At 71.2% G+C, this 15,822-nt stretch carries 14 protein-coding genes; 7 read left to right on the plus strand and 7 right to left on the minus strand.

The annotated features are described in order from the left end of the window. A partial coding sequence (locus tag ACFWBN_RS26860) for a homocysteine S-methyltransferase family protein (RefSeq protein WP_385179934.1) occupies positions 1–1,091 on the minus strand: 1,091 nt, incomplete at its 3' end. A gap of 239 nt (positions 1,092–1,330) precedes the next feature. Here ACFWBN_RS26860 and ACFWBN_RS26865 point away from each other — a divergent pair. The 5 genes from ACFWBN_RS26865 to ACFWBN_RS26885 all read left to right on the plus strand — a co-directional run bounded on the left by ACFWBN_RS26865 (position 1,331) and on the right by ACFWBN_RS26885 (position 7,548). Next, positions 1,331–2,098 carry an IclR family transcriptional regulator gene (locus tag ACFWBN_RS26865; protein WP_385179937.1) on the plus strand — a complete coding sequence of 256 codons (768 nt, stop codon included), beginning with the start codon at positions 1,331–1,333 and terminating at the stop codon, positions 2,096–2,098. 322 nt (positions 2,099–2,420) lie between these two features. Continuing rightward, the gene (locus ACFWBN_RS26870) at positions 2,421–3,209 is read left to right on the plus strand and encodes an MIP/aquaporin family protein (RefSeq protein ID WP_385179940.1); all 789 of its coding nucleotides are present in this window, start codon (positions 2,421–2,423) and stop codon (positions 3,207–3,209) included. A 34-nt stretch (positions 3,210–3,243) separates the two neighbouring features. Next, the gene (glpK, locus tag ACFWBN_RS26875) at positions 3,244–4,770 is read left to right on the plus strand and encodes a glycerol kinase GlpK (protein ID WP_385179943.1); all 1,527 of its coding nucleotides are present in this window, start codon (positions 3,244–3,246) and stop codon (positions 4,768–4,770) included. Positions 4,771–4,811: 41 nt separating this feature from the next. Next, positions 4,812–6,419 (plus strand): FAD-dependent oxidoreductase, encoded by a 1,608-nt coding sequence (locus ACFWBN_RS26880; protein ID WP_385179946.1) that lies wholly within the window; start codon positions 4,812–4,814, stop codon positions 6,417–6,419. A 127-nt stretch (positions 6,420–6,546) separates the two neighbouring features. Then, positions 6,547–7,548, plus strand: coding sequence for a PAC2 family protein (locus tag ACFWBN_RS26885; protein ID WP_385179949.1), 1,002 nt, complete (start codon positions 6,547–6,549; stop codon positions 7,546–7,548). Between the two features lie 264 nt (positions 7,549–7,812). Here the strand turns inward: ACFWBN_RS26885 and mshC are convergent, their stop codons facing one another. From mshC to ACFWBN_RS26905, 4 genes are all read right to left on the minus strand, one after another. Beyond that, on the minus strand, positions 7,813–9,042 hold the full coding sequence (mshC, locus tag ACFWBN_RS26890; RefSeq protein WP_385179951.1) for a cysteine--1-D-myo-inosityl 2-amino-2-deoxy-alpha-D-glucopyranoside ligase: 1,230 nt from the start codon (positions 9,040–9,042) through the stop codon (positions 7,813–7,815). 110 nt (positions 9,043–9,152) lie between these two features. Beyond that, entirely contained in the window at positions 9,153–9,995 is an 843-nt protein-coding gene (locus tag ACFWBN_RS26895) for an SCO1664 family protein (protein ID WP_385179954.1), read from the minus strand. Further along, positions 9,959–10,549: a DUF3090 domain-containing protein gene (locus ACFWBN_RS26900; RefSeq protein ID WP_385179957.1), complete on the minus strand. Its 591-nt coding sequence runs from the start codon at positions 10,547–10,549 to the stop codon at positions 9,959–9,961. Before ACFWBN_RS26900 ends, ACFWBN_RS26895 begins: the two co-directional genes overlap by 37 nt. Before the next feature lie 88 nt (positions 10,550–10,637). After that, entirely contained in the window at positions 10,638–11,342 is a 705-nt protein-coding gene (locus ACFWBN_RS26905; protein WP_385179960.1) for a histidine phosphatase family protein, read from the minus strand. Between the two features lie 224 nt (positions 11,343–11,566). Here ACFWBN_RS26905 and corA point away from each other — a divergent pair, with 224 nt between their 5' ends. Then, positions 11,567–12,550, plus strand: a complete 984-nt coding sequence (gene corA / locus ACFWBN_RS26910) for a magnesium/cobalt transporter CorA (protein WP_385179963.1) — start codon at positions 11,567–11,569, stop codon at positions 12,548–12,550. Positions 12,551–12,601: 51 nt separating this feature from the next. On the opposite strand, the gene ACFWBN_RS26915 is transcribed toward corA, so the two are convergent. Beyond that, positions 12,602–13,390: a ferritin-like domain-containing protein gene (locus ACFWBN_RS26915; RefSeq protein WP_385179966.1), complete on the minus strand. Its 789-nt coding sequence runs from the start codon at positions 13,388–13,390 to the stop codon at positions 12,602–12,604. A gap of 218 nt (positions 13,391–13,608) precedes the next feature. Continuing rightward, positions 13,609–14,658, minus strand: a complete 1,050-nt coding sequence (locus tag ACFWBN_RS26920) for an LLM class F420-dependent oxidoreductase (protein ID WP_385179969.1) — start codon at positions 14,656–14,658, stop codon at positions 13,609–13,611. Positions 14,659–14,766: 108 nt separating this feature from the next. Between ACFWBN_RS26920 and ACFWBN_RS26925 the strand changes: the two genes are divergently transcribed. Beyond that, positions 14,767–15,750, plus strand: coding sequence for an aldo/keto reductase (locus tag ACFWBN_RS26925; protein WP_385179971.1), 984 nt, complete (start codon positions 14,767–14,769; stop codon positions 15,748–15,750). Positions 15,751–15,822 lie beyond the last annotated feature (72 nt).

Here is a 15,822-nt window from a genome sequence, read left to right on the forward strand (position 1 = left end):
AACTTCTTCGACCCGTTCGCGTTCGTCCGCTCACCGATCGCCATGTACGAGGTGTCCTGCCGGAACGGCACCGTCTGGTACAGCGACGCGGCACCCGGCTCGGGCTGGGGGGTGCGCTGGGTGATCGCGGTGCCACGGACCCGCTCCACGACCTGGCGCAGGTGCTCGGGGGTGGTGCCGCAGCAGCCGCCGACCAGGGAGAGCCCGTACTCGCGGACGAAGGTCTCCTGGGCGTCCGCGAGCTCCGGGGCGCTCAGCGGGTAGTGCGCGCCGTCCTTGGTCAGCACCGGCAGGCCGGCGTTGGGCATGCAGGAGAGCGGGATGCGGGCGTTGCGGGCGAGGTAGCGCAGGTGCTCGCTCATCTCCGCCGGACCCGTGGCGCAGTTCAGCCCGATCATGTCGATGCCGAGGGGCTCCAGCGCGGTCAGCGCCGCGCCGATCTCGGAGCCGAGCAGCATGGTGCCGGTGGTCTCGACGGTGACGGAGCAGATCAGCGGGACGGTGACGCCGAGGGCCTCCATGGCACGGCGGGCGCCGATGATGGAGGACTTGGTCTGGAGGAGGTCCTGGGTGGTCTCGACGAGCAGCGCGTCGGCGCCGCCGGAGATCAGGCCCTCCGCGTTGATCTGGTAGGCGTCGCGGATCTGGGCGTAGGTGATGTGGCCGAGGGTGGGCAGCTTGGTGCCGGGGCCCATGGAGCCCAGGACCCAGCGCTGCTGACCGGTCGAGGCGGTGAACTCGTCGGCGACCTCGCGGGCGATCCGGGCGCCGGACTCCGACAGCTCGAAGTTCCGCTCGGCGATGTCGTACTCGGCCAGCGCCGCGAAGTTCGCACCGAAGGTGTTGGTCTCCACACAGTCCACGCCGACCGAGAAGTACGCCTCGTGGACCGAGCGCACGATGTCGGGGCGGGTCACGTTCAGGACCTCGTTGCAGCCTTCAAGCTGCTGGAAGTCCTCCATCGTCGGGTCCTGCGCCTGGAGCATCGTTCCCATGGCCCCGTCGGCCACCACCACACGGGTGGCGAGCGCCTCTCGGAGGGCATCGGCCCGGGTCTGTGTGTCGGCGGGCAGGTTCGGCAACGAGGCCATGGAGAGCTCCCTGGGATGCGACGGCTGTCGGCTTTGCACCCCCTCTGTGTCAAGGGTGCACGCGGTCAGGGTAACCGGCGGCACCCGCCCCGGTGAGGTTGTCCCACGTGGCGGACTGCATTCTGTGCGCGGGGGTTTGTGCCGGGGTGCGCCGCTCCGGAACTTCCCAAGCATGCACAAGGTCGGCATCGACCGATAGTGTTCAGCATTGTCGAACTACGTCAGCAGGAGGCTGCGCGATGGCACGGAACATCCAGTCGCTCGAACGAGCCGCTGCGATGCTGCGGCTCCTGGCGGGCGGGGAGCGCCGGCTGGGCCTGTCGGACGTGGCGTCCTCCCTGGGCCTGGCCAAGGGCACGGCGCACGGGATCCTGCGCACCCTGCAGGCCGAGGGCTTCGTGGAGCAGGACCCCGCCTCCGGCCGCTACCAGCTGGGCGCGGAGCTGCTGCGCCTGGGCAACAGCTACCTGGACGTGCACGAGCTGCGCGCCCGCGCGCTGGTCTGGACGGACGACCTGGCCCGGGCCAGCGGGGAGAGCGTGTACGTGGGGGTGCTGCACCAGAGCGGGGTGCTGATCATGCACCACGTGTTCCGGCCCGACGACAGCCGCCAGGTGCTGGAGGTGGGGGCCATGCAGCCGCTGCACTCCACGGCCCTGGGCAAGGTGCTGTCGGCGTACGACCCGGTCGCGCACACCCAGGCCCTGGAGGTGGAGCGGGAGGCGTTCACGCCCCGTACGGTCACCGACCGCGCGGGCTTCGAGGAGATCCTGGACCTGACCCGGGCGCGCGGCTGGGCCTCGGACGTGGAGGAGACCTGGGACGGCCTCGCCTCGGTGGCCGCGCCCATCCACGACCGGCGCAGGATGCCCGTGGGGGCGGTGGCGGTCGCGGGGGCCGTGGAGCGGGTCTGCGGGGAGTCCGGGGAGCCCCGGGCGACCCTGGTGGCCTCCGTGCGGGACTGCGCGCGGTCGGTTTCGCGCGACCTTGGAGCGGGCCGGTTCTGAGCTTGACCTGACCCATATGACCCACCCATGGCGGCCTCGAGCTGCATTTGGGTGGGTTTCGTCATTTACTGATCATGGATTGGCCGGATTTGGTCGATCGTACCTAGTGGTAACGATCCGGTTCTTTGACCTGGCCAGGCCTTGACGGGTTCTTCACACAGGCGGAAAACTGCCGTTCATCGGTCGGCAATGTCGAACACCTACCGGCAATACGCGTTAGGGTGTGGCAAGGCCAAGGACCGGTGCAGCACTCACCGAGTGCGCGGAACCACCGGAGGGACCCGGTGTCCGCCCACCCCTGGACGTACGTAAGGAGTCGCGGGTGTCCAGCTCCGACATCTTCATCGGCGAGACCATCGGTACCGCCGTACTCATCCTGCTCGGCGCCGGCGTAGTTGCAGCCGTCGTACTCAAGCGCTCCAAGGCGCAGAACGCGGGCTGGCTGGCGATCACCTTCGGGTGGGGTTTCGCGGTCATGACCGCGGTCTACATGACCGGTACCCTCTCGGGCGCCCACCTCAACCCCGCCGTCACCGTCGGCATCGCGATCAAGGACGGCGACTGGAGCAACGTTCCGGTCTACTTCGCCGGCCAGCTGCTCGGCGCCATGATCGGTGCCACCCTGGCCTGGGTGGCGTACTACGGCCAGTTCCGGGCCCACCTCACCGACCCTGAGATCGTCGCCGCCAAGTCCGAGCACGCGGGCCTGGTCGACCAGAAGACGGAGCCGAACGCCGGCCCCGTGCTCGGTGTCTTCTCCACCGGCCCCGAGGTCCGCAACGTCTGGCAGAACCTCGCGACCGAGATCATCGGCACCCTGGTGCTCGTACTCGCGGTACTCGCCTTCGGCCTCAACGACGAAGGCAAGGGCCTCGGCACCCTCGGCGGTCTGATCGTCGCCCTGACCGTCGTCAGCATCGGCCTCTCGCTCGGCGGCCCGACCGGCTACGCCATCAATCCGGCGCGCGACCTGGGTCCGCGCATCGTGCACGCGCTGCTGCCGCTGCCGAACAAGGGCGGTTCCGACTGGAGCTACGCCTGGATCCCGGTCGTCGGCCCGCTGATCGGTGGTGCCCTCGCCGCGGGTATCTACAACCTCGCGTTCGTCTAAGCCCTTCGTCTACCGGATCCCAGGAGCAGCCACCATGACCAGCAGCACCGGCCCCTTCATCGCCGCGATCGACCAGGGCACCACCTCCTCCCGCTGCATCGTCTTCGACCGCGACGGCCGCATCGTCGCCGTCGACCAGAAGGAGCACGAGCAGATCTTCCCGAAGCCGGGCTGGGTCGAGCACGACGCCTCCGAGATCTGGACCAACGTCCAGGAGGTCGTCGCCGGGGCCATCGCCAAGGCCGAGATCACCTCCGCCGACGTCAAGGCCGTCGGCATCACCAACCAGCGCGAGACCACCCTCCTGTGGGACCGCCACACCGGCGAGCCCGTGCACAACGCGCTGGTCTGGCAGGACACCCGCACCGACGCCCTGTGCAAGGAGCTCGGCCGCAACGTCGGCCAGGACCGCTTCCGCCGCGAGACCGGCCTGCCGCTGGCGAGCTACTTCGCCGGCCCGAAGGTCCGCTGGCTGCTCGACAACGTCGAGGGCCTGCGCGAGCGGGCCGAGGCCGGCGACATCCTCTTCGGCACCATGGACTCGTGGGTCATCTGGAACCTCACGGGCGGCGCCCAGGGCGGCGTGCACGTCACCGACGTCACCAACGCCTCGCGCACCATGCTGATGAACCTGCACACGCTGGCCTGGGACGAGAAGATCGCGGAGTCGATGGGCGTCCCGCTCAACGTCCTCCCCGAGATCAAGTCCTCCGCCGAGGTCTACGGCCACGTCAAGGACGGCGTCCTCGCCGGCGTCCCGGTCGCCTCGGCGCTCGGTGACCAGCAGGCCGCCCTGTTCGGCCAGACCTGTTTCGCCGAGGGCGAGGCGAAGTCCACGTACGGCACCGGAACGTTCATGCTGATGAACACCGGCGACAAGATCATCAACTCCTACAGCGGCCTGCTGACCACGGTCGGCTACCAGATCGGCGACCAGAAGCCGGTCTACGCGCTGGAGGGCTCCATCGCCGTCACCGGCTCGCTCGTCCAGTGGATGCGCGACCAGATGGGCCTGATCAAGTCCGCGGCCGAGATCGAGACCCTGGCCTCCTCGGTCGAGGACAACGGCGGCGCCTACTTCGTGCCGGCCTTCTCCGGCCTGTTCGCCCCGTACTGGCGCTCCGACGCCCGCGGTGTGATCGCCGGCCTGACCCGGTACGTCACCAAGGCGCACATCGCCCGTGCCGTCCTGGAGGCCACCGCCTGGCAGACCCGTGAGATCACCGACGCCATGACCAAGGACTCGGGCGTCGAGCTCGCGGCCCTCAAGGTCGACGGCGGCATGACCTCCAACAACCTGCTGATGCAGACGCTCTCGGACTTCCTGGACGCCCCCGTGGTGCGCCCGATGGTCGCCGAGACCACCTGCCTCGGCGCCGCCTACGCCGCCGGCCTGGCCGTCGGCTTCTGGCCGGACACCGACGCCCTGCGCGCCAACTGGCGCCGCGCGGCCGAGTGGACCCCGCGGATGCCTGCCGAGCAGCGCGACCGCGAGTACAAGAGCTGGCTCAAGGCCGTCGAGCGGTCCATGGGCTGGGTCGACGACGAAGATGCCAGCTGACCTCACTCAGCTGACGCTATCGACGAGGAGCTAAGAGAGATATGAGCAGCCTGCAGAGCGTGACCGCACTGGGCACGCACCCGACCGCCGGTTCGAACGCGAGCCGCGCCGAGACCCGTGAGCAGCTGGCGAAGGCCACGTACGACCTGCTGGTCATCGGCGGTGGAATCCTGGGCACCTCGGTGGCCTGGCACGCCGCGCAGTCGGGTCTGCGGGTCGCCATGGTGGACGCCGGCGACTTCGCCGGCGCCACCTCCTCCGCCTCCTCCAAGCTCGTCCACGGCGGTCTGCGCTACCTGCAGACCGGCGCGGTCAAGCTGGTCGCCGAGAACCACCACGAGCGCCGGGTGCTGGCCAAGGACGTGGCCCCGCACCTGGTCAACCCGCTCACCTTCTACCTGCCGGTCTACAAGGGCGGTCCGGTGGGTGCGGCCAAGCTGGGCGCGGGCGTCTTCGCCTACTCCGCCCTCTCGGCCTTCGGCGACGGCATGGGCAAGGTCATATCGCCCGCCCGTGCCGCCGCCGACAACCCGGGTCTGAAGACGGACAACCTCAAGGCCGTCGCGGTCTACTACGACCACCAGATGAACGACTCCCGCGTCGCCGTCATGACGGTCCGCGCGGCCGTCGAATCGGGCGCGGTCGTCCTCAACCACGCCGAGGTCACCGGACTGCGCATGACGCGCGGCCGGGTCTCCGGCGCCGAGCTCAAGGACCGTCTCGACGGCACCGAGTTCGGGGTGGACGCGCGCGTCGTGCTCAACGCCACCGGCCCCTGGGTGGACCACCTGCGGCGCATGGAAGACAAGCACTCGATGCCGTCGATCCGCCTCTCCAAGGGCGCGCACATCGTGATGAAGCGCAAGTCGCCGTGGAAGGCCGCCATGGCCACCCCGATCGACAAGTACCGCATCACCTTCGCCCTGCCGTGGGAGGACCAGCTCCTGCTGGGCACCACCGACGAGGTCTACGAGGGCGACCCGGCGGACGTGCGCGCCACGGAGGCCGACATCCAGCAGATCCTGGACGAGGCGGCCTTCTCGGTGAAGGACGCGGACCTGGACCGCTCGCTGATGACGTACGCCTTCGCGGGCCTGCGGGTGCTGCCCGGCGGCCCCGGCGGCGTCGAGAAGGCCAAGCGCGAGACGGTGGTCTCCGAGGGCGCGGGCGGCATGCTGTCGGTCGCCGGCGGCAAGTGGACGACGTACCGGCACATCGGCCGCGTGGTCATGGACAAGCTGGCCAAGCTCCCCGGCAGCCCGCTGACCGAGGACATGGAGCCGGTGAAGTCCCTGGTCCGCCGGATCGCGCTGCCCGGTGTCGCCAACCCGAACGCGGTCGCGCACCGGCTGCTGGTGGACCGCGAGCCCGGCACGCGGATGGACCCGCTGACCGCCCGCCACCTGGCCTCGCACTACGGCTCGCTGGCCTTCGACATCGCGCGCCTCGCGAACGAGGACCCGGCGCTGGCCGAGCGCATCCACCCGGACGGTCCGGAGATCTGGGCGCAGGTCGCCTACGCCCGGGACAACGAGTGGGCCGAGACGGTCGACGACGTGCTGCGCCGCCGTACGACGGTGACGATCCGCGGTCTGGACGACGAGGCCGTACGGGCTCGCGTCGAGGAGATGCTGAGCCACAAGGCATAGCTCTCACGCAGGTGGGGAAGAGGGGCGGTTCCGAGGGGAACCGCCCCTCTGTCGTGGGCTGTGGCCGGTGCCTCATCAAGGCTTAGGCTGACCCACGTACGCAAGGGAACTTCGGAAGGAGACCTGGGTGATCGAGCTTGAGGGCGTGCCCGAGCTGATCGACCCGGTCATGGTGGCCGCGTTCGAGGGCTGGAACGACGCGGGTGACGCGGCCTCCGGTGCGGTCGCACACCTGGACCGGGAGTGGAAGGGCGAGGTGTTCGCGGCGCTCGACGCCGAGGACTACTACGACTTCCAGGTCAACCGGCCGACGGTGTGGCTGGACAACGGGGTACGGAAGATCACCTGGCCGACGACGCGGCTGTCCGTGGTCCGGATCGGCGGCGCGAAGCCGCGCGACCTCGTGCTGGTGCGCGGGATCGAACCGTCCATGCGGTGGCGGTCGTTCTGCAACGAGATCCTCGGCTTCGCGCACGAACTGGGCGTGGAGATGGTGGTCATCCTGGGCGCGCTGCTCGGGGACACCCCGCACACGCGGCCGGTGCCGGTGAGCGGGGTGACGTCGGACGCGGACCTGGCGCGGACGATGGACCTGGAGGAGACCAAGTACGAGGGCCCGACGGGGATCGTGGGCATCCTCCAGGAGGCCTGTACGCACGCGGGTGTCCCGGCGGTGTCGTTGTGGGCGGCGGTGCCGCACTACGTCTCGCAGCCGCCGAACCCGAAGGCGACGCTGGCGCTGCTGAACCGGCTGGAGGATCTGATCGACATCCGGATCCCGCTGGGCGAACTCCCGGAGGACGCGCGGGCGTGGCAGCTGGGCGTGGACCAACTGGCCGCCGAGGACAGCGAGGTGGCGGAGTACGTCCAGACGCTGGAGGAGGCGCGGGACACGGCGGATCTGCCGGAGGCTTCGGGGGACGCCATTGCCCGGGAGTTCGAGCGGTACCTGCGCCGGCGGGACCCTTCCGCTGCCGCGGGGGGCGAACCGGGTGACGGGTCGTACCTGCGGGACACGTCGAGCGGTCTGACGCGGCCTCCTAAGCGGAAGCCGGACCCCTCCGGGGAGGATCCGCAGCCCCCGGCCGCGCCGCCCCCGTCGGAGGAGGACACCCCGCCGGAGCCGTAGCCCCGCCGGGCCCGGGTGCGGCACCGCTGCGCAAGCGCCCCCGGGCTCCGCCCGGGCTCCGTGGGGCTCCGCCCCACACCCCGCGCCTCAAACGCTGGCGGGGCTGGAATTGCCGCTGCGCGGCAACCCAGCCCCGTCGGCGATCTTTCAGCCCCGTCTGCGATCTTTCAGCCCCGCCGGCGTTTGAGGCGACCTTTCAGCCTCGCCGGCGTTTGAGGCGCGGGGGTCCGGGGGCGGAGCCCCCGGCAACGGCGCTGCAGACGGCTACAGGGCTACGCCCAGGAGGGCGTCCACCGTACGGGAGACCAGGCCCGGGGCCGACTCGTCGGTCTCGTCGGAGGCGAGCTGCCGCTCGACCCAGCGGTCCACTGCGGCAAGGGCCGCAGGGGCATCGAGGTCGCGGGCGAGGGCCTCGCGGACCTCCTCGACGAGGTAGTCGGCCGGAACCCCGTCCGGGCGGGACACCGCCGCGCGCCACCGCTCCAGCCGGGCCACCGCCTCGGCCAGGACGGAGTCCGTCCACTCCCAGTCGGCCCGGTAGTGGTGCGACAGCAGCGCCAGCCGGATCGCCGCCGGGTCGACCCCGGCCCGCCGCAGGGCGGAGACGAAGACCAGGTTGCCCTTGGACTTCGACATCTTCTCGCCGTTCAGGGCCACCATGCCCGCGTGCACGTACGCCTTGGCCATCGGGAACTCGCCCGTCAGCACCTGCGCGTGCGAGGCGCCCATCTCGTGGTGCGGGAAGGCCAGGTCGGACCCGCCGCCCTGGATGTCGAAGCCCATGCCCAGGTGGTCCAGGGCGATCGCCACGCACTCGATGTGCCAGCCCGGCCGGCCGCGGCCCAGCGAGCCGCCGTCCCAGCTCGGCTCGCCCGGACGCGCGGCCATCCACAGCATCGGGTCCAGCGGGTTCTTCTTCCCCGCCCGGTCCGGGTCACCGCCCCGCTCCGCCGAGAGCAGCCGCATCGCCTCGGCGTCGAGGTTCGAGACCCCGCCGAAGTGCGGGTCGGACTCGACGGAGAAGTAGACGTCGCCGTCCAGCTCGTACGCCGCGCCCGCGTCCCGCAGCCGCTCGACCAGCGGCACGATGCCGGGTATGGCCTCGACGGCTCCGATGTAGTGCTGCGGCGGCAGCATCCGCAGGGCGGTCATGTCCTCGCGGAAGAGGGCCGTCTCGCGCTCGGCGAGCTCGGTCCAGTCGTGGCCGTCGCGCAGCGCCCGCTCCAGGAGCGGGTCGTCCACGTCCGTGACGTTCTGGACGTAGTGGACCTGCCGCTTGGTGTCGAGCCACACGCGCTGCACGAGGTCGAACGCGTTGTAGGTCGCCGCGTGACCGATGTGGGTCGCGTCGTACGGGGTGATGCCGCAGACGTAGATACGGGCGACGGGACCGGGGGCGAGGGTGATCGTCCCCTGGGTCGCGGTGTCGTGGATCTCGAGGTCGCGGCCCTTGCCAGGAAGGGCGGGGACCTCGGAAGCGGGCCAGGCATGCATGTCTCGAGCCTAACCGGACGGATGTTCCGGAAACGAACCGGACCTGCACTGTTGTCTTGATCGGCACTCTTGCGGTCTGGCCGGATCTGTGCGTATCGCGATTGGCCTGTTCAGACCGGCGGCCAGGGGATCGCCGGCCACTGCCCGGACGGCTGCGGGTGGATCCCGGTGCGCAGCAGCTGCGCCACACGGTCCCGTACGGCGGCCAGCTCGACCGCGGTGATCAGTTCGGCCAGGCGGGTGGCGAGTGGGGCCCCGTCGGCCAGATCGGCGGCCAGGGAGGCCAGCACCTCGCGCGCCTCGGCGGTCAGCGGTTCCCCCGCCCACCCCCACAGGAGGGTGCGCAGCTTGTCCTCGGCGTGGAAGGTCACGCCGTGGTCGATCCCGTAGAGGCGTCCGTCGGGCGCGGGCAGCAGGTGGCCGCCCTTGCGGTCGCCGTTGTTGATCACGGCGTCGAGGACGGCGAGCCGGCGCAGCCGGGGGTCGTCGGCGTGCACGAGCAGGGCGGTGCGTCCCTCGCCGACCTCGGCGAGCGCGACGGCCTTCCAACCCTCCCCCGCCTCCTCGCCCTCGACGAGCGCGAGCAGCTGCGCGCCGGGCGTCTCGCCCTCGGGGGTCTCGATCCACCGCTGGACCATGCCCTCGCCGTACGGTCCGTCGCGCAGCACGGTCGTGGGGACCAGGCCCCAGCCGGTGGCCTCGGAGACCAGGTAGGAGGCGACCTCGCGCTGGGCGAGGTTCCCGTCGGGGAAGTCCCACAGCGGGCGCTCGCCCTTCACCGGCTTGTACACGCAGTCGGCGCTCACGCCCTCGTACGCGACCGTGCAGAGCAGGACGGCGTTGGACGCCTCCCGGATCCGGCCGACGACGGTCAGCTCGCCCTTGGCGAGCAGTTCCTCGTGTTCCCCCGTCCCCGTCACGCCTGGCGCCGGTAGCCGTTCTGGCGCGGGCACACGTGCCCTTCCGGGTCCAGCGGCAGACTGCACAGCGGGCACGGGGGGCGGCCTGCGTTGACCACGTCCAGGGCCCGCTTGGCGAAGGCCCGGGCCTGGGAGCCGGTGAGGCGGACCCGCAGCATCGGCGGGCCGTTCTCCTCGTCCTGGAGCAGTCGCTCCTCCGCCTCGGCGAGATCCTCGTCCGAGTCGGCGTCGAGTTCCACGAGCGCCTGCGCCTCGACGATCATGCGCTGCTCCTCGCCGTCCCAGGCCAGGGCCATGGTGCCGACGCGGAACTCCTCGTCGACGGGGACGTCCAGGGGCGCGGTGTCGGCGGCCTCGGCGGGGGCGACGGCGGGGACGGGGGCGTTGCCCCCGGTGCGCCGTACGACCTCGTCCAGCAGTTCGTCCATCCGCTCGGCCAGCGCCGCGACCTGGGTCTTCTCCAGGGAGACGCTGGTGACGCGGGGGCCGGAGGAGGCCTGCAGGAAGAACGTACGGCGTCCAGGCAAGCCGACCGTGCCGGCCACGAAGCGGTCCGGGGGGTCGTAGAGGAACACCTGACGGGGCACGTCCAGTCTCCAAGTCTCGGCGGCAGAGGCAGGGCTGCGCGCAGGGCTGCGCTTTTAGAAGGCCAGTCCACCCTACTGCGCCGTTCGATCACACCGCGCCCGCGCCGCCTCCCACGACCGCGTTCCCACCGTCTTCTACTGCTTTGTCCGGTGTGGCCGGGCGCGGTACGAGCGAGCCGAAGTCCCCGGTGTCGCCCAGCCGGAAGAGGAAGGGCCGCGTCGCGGTGTAGCGGATGGCGGTCACCGAACAGGGGTCGACGTGGATGCGCTGGAAGAGGTCCAGGTGCATGCCCAGGGCGTCGGCGACAAGGGACTTGATGATGTCCCCGTGCGAGCACATCAGGAACACGCCGTCGCTCCCGTGCTCCTCCTCGATCCGCGCGTTCCAGTCGCGTACGGCGTCCACGGCGCGCGCCTGCATGGCGCGCATGGACTCGCCGCCGGGGAAGGCGGCCGCCGAAGGGTGCTGCTGGACGATCTTCATGAGGGGTTCGTCGGCCAGTTCGGAGAGTTTGCGGCCCGACCAGTCGCCGTAGTGGCACTCGCCGATCCGCTCGTCGGTGTGCAGCTCCAGCTCCGGCCGGGCGGCCAGCAGCGGGGCGAGGGTCTCCCGGCAGCGTTCCAGCGGGCTGGTGACGGCGGCGGCGAGGGGCACCCCCGCGAGCCGTCCGGGCAGCGCGGCGGCCTGCTCGGCGCCCCGCTCGTCGAGGGTCACTCCCGGGGTCCATCCGGCGAGCAGTCCGGCGGTGTTGGCGGTGGACCGCCCGTGTCGTACGAGGATCAGCGTGGCCATGGCGCCAGCCTAGGACCTGGCCGGTCGTTCATGCCGGAAAAGTGAGCGGGGCCTGGTGCGTGCGATCGCAAGGCGGAGGAGGGAATCGACGCGGAGCGTCGGTGACCGACGACAACGCGGCGAGCGTGCGTGCCAGGCCCCGCGAGCCCGGCATGAACGACCGGCCAGGTCCTGAGCGGTGCCGCCGGCGTGCGGGCGGGGCCGGGGCAGGGAACAATGCCCGGGTGATTGTGGACTGCGCGATTTATCGGGACGGCCGCCGTACCGAGGGACCGGACGACTTCTCCGACGCCCTCGAGGAGGCGCGGGCCACCGGCGACGCCTTCCTGTGGGTCGGGATGTACGAGCCGACGGCGAAGGAATTCGACCACGTCCGGAGCGAGTTCGGCCTGCACGCGCTGGCGGTGGAGGACGCGCTGACCGCGCACCAGCGGCCGAAGCTGGAGGTGTACGACGATTCGCTGTTCGTCGTCCTCAAGCCGGTGCAGTACGACGAGGCCACCGACACGGTCACCACGGGCGAGCTGATGCTCTTCATCGGCGACTCCTTCGTCGTCACGGTCCGGCACGGCGAGGGGGCCGCGCTGGCCGCCGTACGGCAGCGGCTGGAGCACGAGCCGAACGTCCTGCGGCACGGCCCCACGGCCGTGCTGTACGCGGTCTCGGACGCGGTGGTGGACCACTACATCGAGGTGGCCGCCGAGCTCCAGGCGGACCTGGAGGAGCTGGAGGCGGAGGTCTTCGCCCCGAACTCCTCGGACACCAAGAACACCGCCGCCCGGATCTACGGGTTCAAGCGGCAGGTGCTGGAGTTCCGCCGGGCGACGAGCCCGCTGCTGCAGCCGATGGACCGGCTCGCCTTCGGGGACGTGCCCTTCGTCCACGAGCACGCCCAGCCGTTCTTCCGCGATGTCGCCGACCACCTGACCAAGGCGAACGAGTACATCGAGGGCCTGGACCGGCTGCTGTCCGACGCCCTGGCCGCGCATCTGGCGCAGATGGGCGTCCGGCAGAACGACGACATGCGCAAGATCTCGGCCTGGGCGGCGATGGCCGCGGTCCCCACGATGGTGGCGGGGATCTACGGCATGAACTTCGACCACATGCCGGAGCTGAAGCAGACCTGGGGCTATCCGGCGGTGGTGGTGGTCATGGTGGCGGTGTGCCTGGGCCTGCACCGGATGTTCAAGCGCCGGGGCTGGCTCTGAGACACGGCGTTCGTGCCGGGTCCCGGGCTCGGGATCGGGCTGGGGCTCGGCTCAGGCGAACTCGGGCGAGGTGACCGGTGCGCCGCCCAGCGCGTCGCGCCGCTGCGGCATGTGCAGGCCGACCATCCGGTGCCAGCCGGCGAAGCGCTCGTACGCGTACATCCCGCGGATGCCGGCGGCCAGCGCGGCCGCCTTGGGCACGGGCCAGTGCAGCAGCCGCCCCATGTGACCCATGACGGCGAGGCTCACGTCCCGGTAGACGGCGATCTCGACGAGCGCGCTCTCCCGCAGCACCTGCTGGATCGTGCGGCCGTGGCCCTCCCGGGCAAGGCGCAGCAACTCCTCGTGGCAGTAGGCGAGGTGGTTGTCCTCGTCGTGGCTGATCATGCGGATGGCCCTGCCGAGCTCGGGGTGGTCGCCGAAGTTCTTGACCAGCATGTCCATCTGGTCGGCGGCCCGCTGCTCGGTGACGCGGCTGTGCGAGAGGTAGACGACGATGTCGCGCTCGGTCAGCGGCTCCTCGCGGCGCAGCTTCTCGTGCGCGAGGCCGATGCCCCTGCGCTCCAGCAGCATCGTGTAGTCGGTCTCGGGGGGTACGGGGACGGGCGGCAGGCCGCGCTTGCGCAGCAGGGCGTTGAAGATCCGCCCGTGCTTCTCCTCGTCGGCGCCGTGCCGGGTGATCTTGGGGCCGAGATCGCGCATGCCGTCCGGCACGAGGGCGGCGATGCGGGCGTTCTCCCAGCCTCCCTGGGACTCCCCGCTGGCGGCGATGGAGCAGAACAGCTGGAAGGAGTCGTCGTTGTCGACGATCTCCTGGAACAGGCTGCGGGCAGAGAGCATGCACCGAGTCAAACCCCGGGCGCCGGGGCGGGCAACCGAGGGGTCGTCCGACTCGTCCGAATGAACGAAACGAGGGGATGGCCCCCGGTGCGTAACCCGGCGGGCGCCCGGAGCGTTGTTGGCTGTGTCGGCCGTGGCGGGGAAGACCCCCCGAGCCCCCACCACGGCCGCAGGCCCCTTCATGACGCCGGAGCTGGTGCTGTGGCCCGGTCACAGCACTAGGCGAGACCGGCCAGCTCCAGGGCCTCGGTGCCGGCACGCAGGGCGGCGATCCGCTCGTCCAGGGTGAATCCGGCCGGGGCGAGCGTGAGGGTGGTGACGCCGGCCTCGGCGTAGGCCCGCATCCCGTCCGCGATCCGCTCGACCGGGCCGAGCAGCGTGGTCGAGTCGATCAGCGAGTGCGGGACGGCCTCGGCCGCGCCGGTCTTGTCGCCCGCCAGGTACTTGTCCTGGATCTCGGCGGCTTCCTTCTCGTAGCCCATGCGCTGGGCCAGCTGGTTGTAGAAGTTCTGCTTCCGGCTGCCCATGCCGCCCACGTACAGGGCGGTGTAGGGGCGGAACATGTCCGCGAGCGCGTTCACGTCCTCGCCGAGGGCCAGCGGCACGGTCGGGCAGACGTCGAAGCCGTCCATGGTCAGCCCGGCCTTCTCGCGGCCCGCGCGGATGTGCGTGAGGGCGGTCGCCTCCAGGTGCTCGGCGGCGGGGAAGATCAGCAGGGCGCCGTCGGCGATCTCGCCGGTCTGCTCCAGGTTCTTCGGCCCGATGGCGGCGATGTAGAGCGGGATGTGCTCGCGCTCCGGGTGCACGGTCAGCTTGAGCGGCTTGCCGGGGCCGCCGGGCAGCGGGAGGGTCCAGTGCTCGCCCTCGTAGGAGAGGCGCTCGCGGGTCATCGCCTTGCGGACGATCTCCACGTACTCCCGGGTCCGTGCGAGCGGCTTGTCGAACTTGACGCCGTACCAGCCCTCGGAGACCTGGGGGCCGGAGACGCCGAGGCCCAGCCGGAAGCGGCCCTTGGTCAGGGAGTCCAGGGTGGCGGCCGTCATCGCGGTCATCGCGGGCTGGCGCGCCGGGATCTGGAGGATGGCGGAGCCGACGTCGATGCGCTCGGTCTGCGCGGCGACCCAGGCGAGCACGGTCGGGGCGTCCGAGCCGTAGGCCTCGGCGGCCCAGCAGACGTCGTAGCCGAGGCGGTCGGCCTCCTGGGCGACGGCGAGGTTGTCGGCGTCCATGCCCGCACCCCAGTAGCCGAGATTGATGCCGAGCCGCATATGTCGTCCCCTTACGGTGTGCCGGGTTTACCGAGCAGTAACGTCGGTCTGCGGGGACTGTAGCGCGCCAGGTTCCGTCGCGTCAGTGCCCCAGTAGTCTCAGCGTCCATGGAGCAGAGGCATCTCGGCCGCACCGGACTGCGCGTTTCCCGGATCGGCCTCGGCACCCTGACCTGGGGCCGCGACACCGGCGAGGAAGCCGCCGCCGAACAGGTGAAGACGTTCTGGGAGGCGGGCGGCACGCTCGTCGACACGGCCGACGTGTACGGCGGCGGGGAGGCGGAGTACCTCCTCGGGCGGCTGCTGGACGGGCTCGTGCCGCGCCGGGACCTGGTCATCGCGACCAAGTCCGGCAGCGTGCCGGATCCGGACCGTAGGTTCGACGGCTCCCGTGGCCATCTCCTGTCGGCCCTGGACGACTCGCTGTCCCGCCTGGGCACCAACTACGTCGACCTCTGGCAGGTGCACGCCTTCGACCCGGCGACCCCGCTGGAGGAGACCCTCCAGGCGCTGGACCTGGCGGTGTCCAGCGGCCGGGCCCGGTACGCGGGGGTCGCGGGCTTCTGCGGCTGGCAGCTGGCCAAGGCGGCGACCTGGCAGCTCGCGGCCCCGGGGACGCGCACCCGGCTGGCCTCGACGCAGATGGAGTACTCGCTGCTCCAACGGGGCGTGGAGCGCGAGGTGCTGCCGGCCGCGCTGGACCTGGGGGTCGGCCTGCTGCCGTCCTCCCCGCTGGGGCGGGGGGTACTGACCGGCAAGTACCGGGAAGGCATCCCGGCGGACTCCCGCGGTGCCTCGCCGAGCCTGGCCGCCCTGGTGGACCCGTACCTCGACGAGGCGGCGGGCCGCATCGTGGACGCGGTGGTGACGGCGGCCCAGGGCCTGGCCGTCACCCCGCTGCAGGTGGCCCTGGCGTGGATCCGGGACCGGCCGGGGGTGGTCGCGCCGATCGTCGGCGCGCGGACGTCGGCACAGCTCGCGGCGGCTCTGTCGGTGGAGGCCCTTAGTCTTCCGGAGGAGATCTGCCGGGCGCTGGACGATGTTTCGGCGCCCGAGCACCGCTACCCCGATCAGGACTGGAGCACGCTGTGAGTACGGACCGCCAAGCCGAAGCCGCTGCCGCGGAGGAAGCCGGCCCCGACTCGGCCCAGGCCGGACCGAACA

Origin of the sequence: Streptomyces sp. NPDC059989, from assembly GCF_042736975.1 — a bacterium.
Lineage (GTDB): Bacteria > Actinomycetota > Actinomycetes > Streptomycetales > Streptomycetaceae > Streptomyces.

Excerpts from the sequence above, each read along its gene's own strand:
- ACFWBN_RS26925 (WP_385179971.1), top strand. The coding sequence starts at position 14,767 with ATGGAGCAGAGGCATCTCGGCCGCACCGGACTGCGCGTTTCCCGGATC.
- ACFWBN_RS26905 (WP_385179960.1), bottom strand. The coding sequence starts at position 11,342 with ATGGCCACGCTGATCCTCGTACGACACGGGCGGTCCACCGCCAACACC.
- ACFWBN_RS26915 (WP_385179966.1), bottom strand. The coding sequence starts at position 13,390 with ATGCTCTCTGCCCGCAGCCTGTTCCAGGAGATCGTCGACAACGACGAC.
- ACFWBN_RS26865 (WP_385179937.1), top strand. The coding sequence starts at position 1,331 with ATGGCACGGAACATCCAGTCGCTCGAACGAGCCGCTGCGATGCTGCGG.
- mshC (WP_385179951.1), bottom strand. The coding sequence starts at position 9,042 with ATGCATGCCTGGCCCGCTTCCGAGGTCCCCGCCCTTCCTGGCAAGGGC.
- glpK (WP_385179943.1), top strand. The coding sequence starts at position 3,244 with ATGACCAGCAGCACCGGCCCCTTCATCGCCGCGATCGACCAGGGCACC.
- ACFWBN_RS26920 (WP_385179969.1), bottom strand. The coding sequence starts at position 14,658 with ATGCGGCTCGGCATCAATCTCGGCTACTGGGGTGCGGGCATGGACGCC.
- ACFWBN_RS26880 (WP_385179946.1), top strand. The coding sequence starts at position 4,812 with ATGAGCAGCCTGCAGAGCGTGACCGCACTGGGCACGCACCCGACCGCC.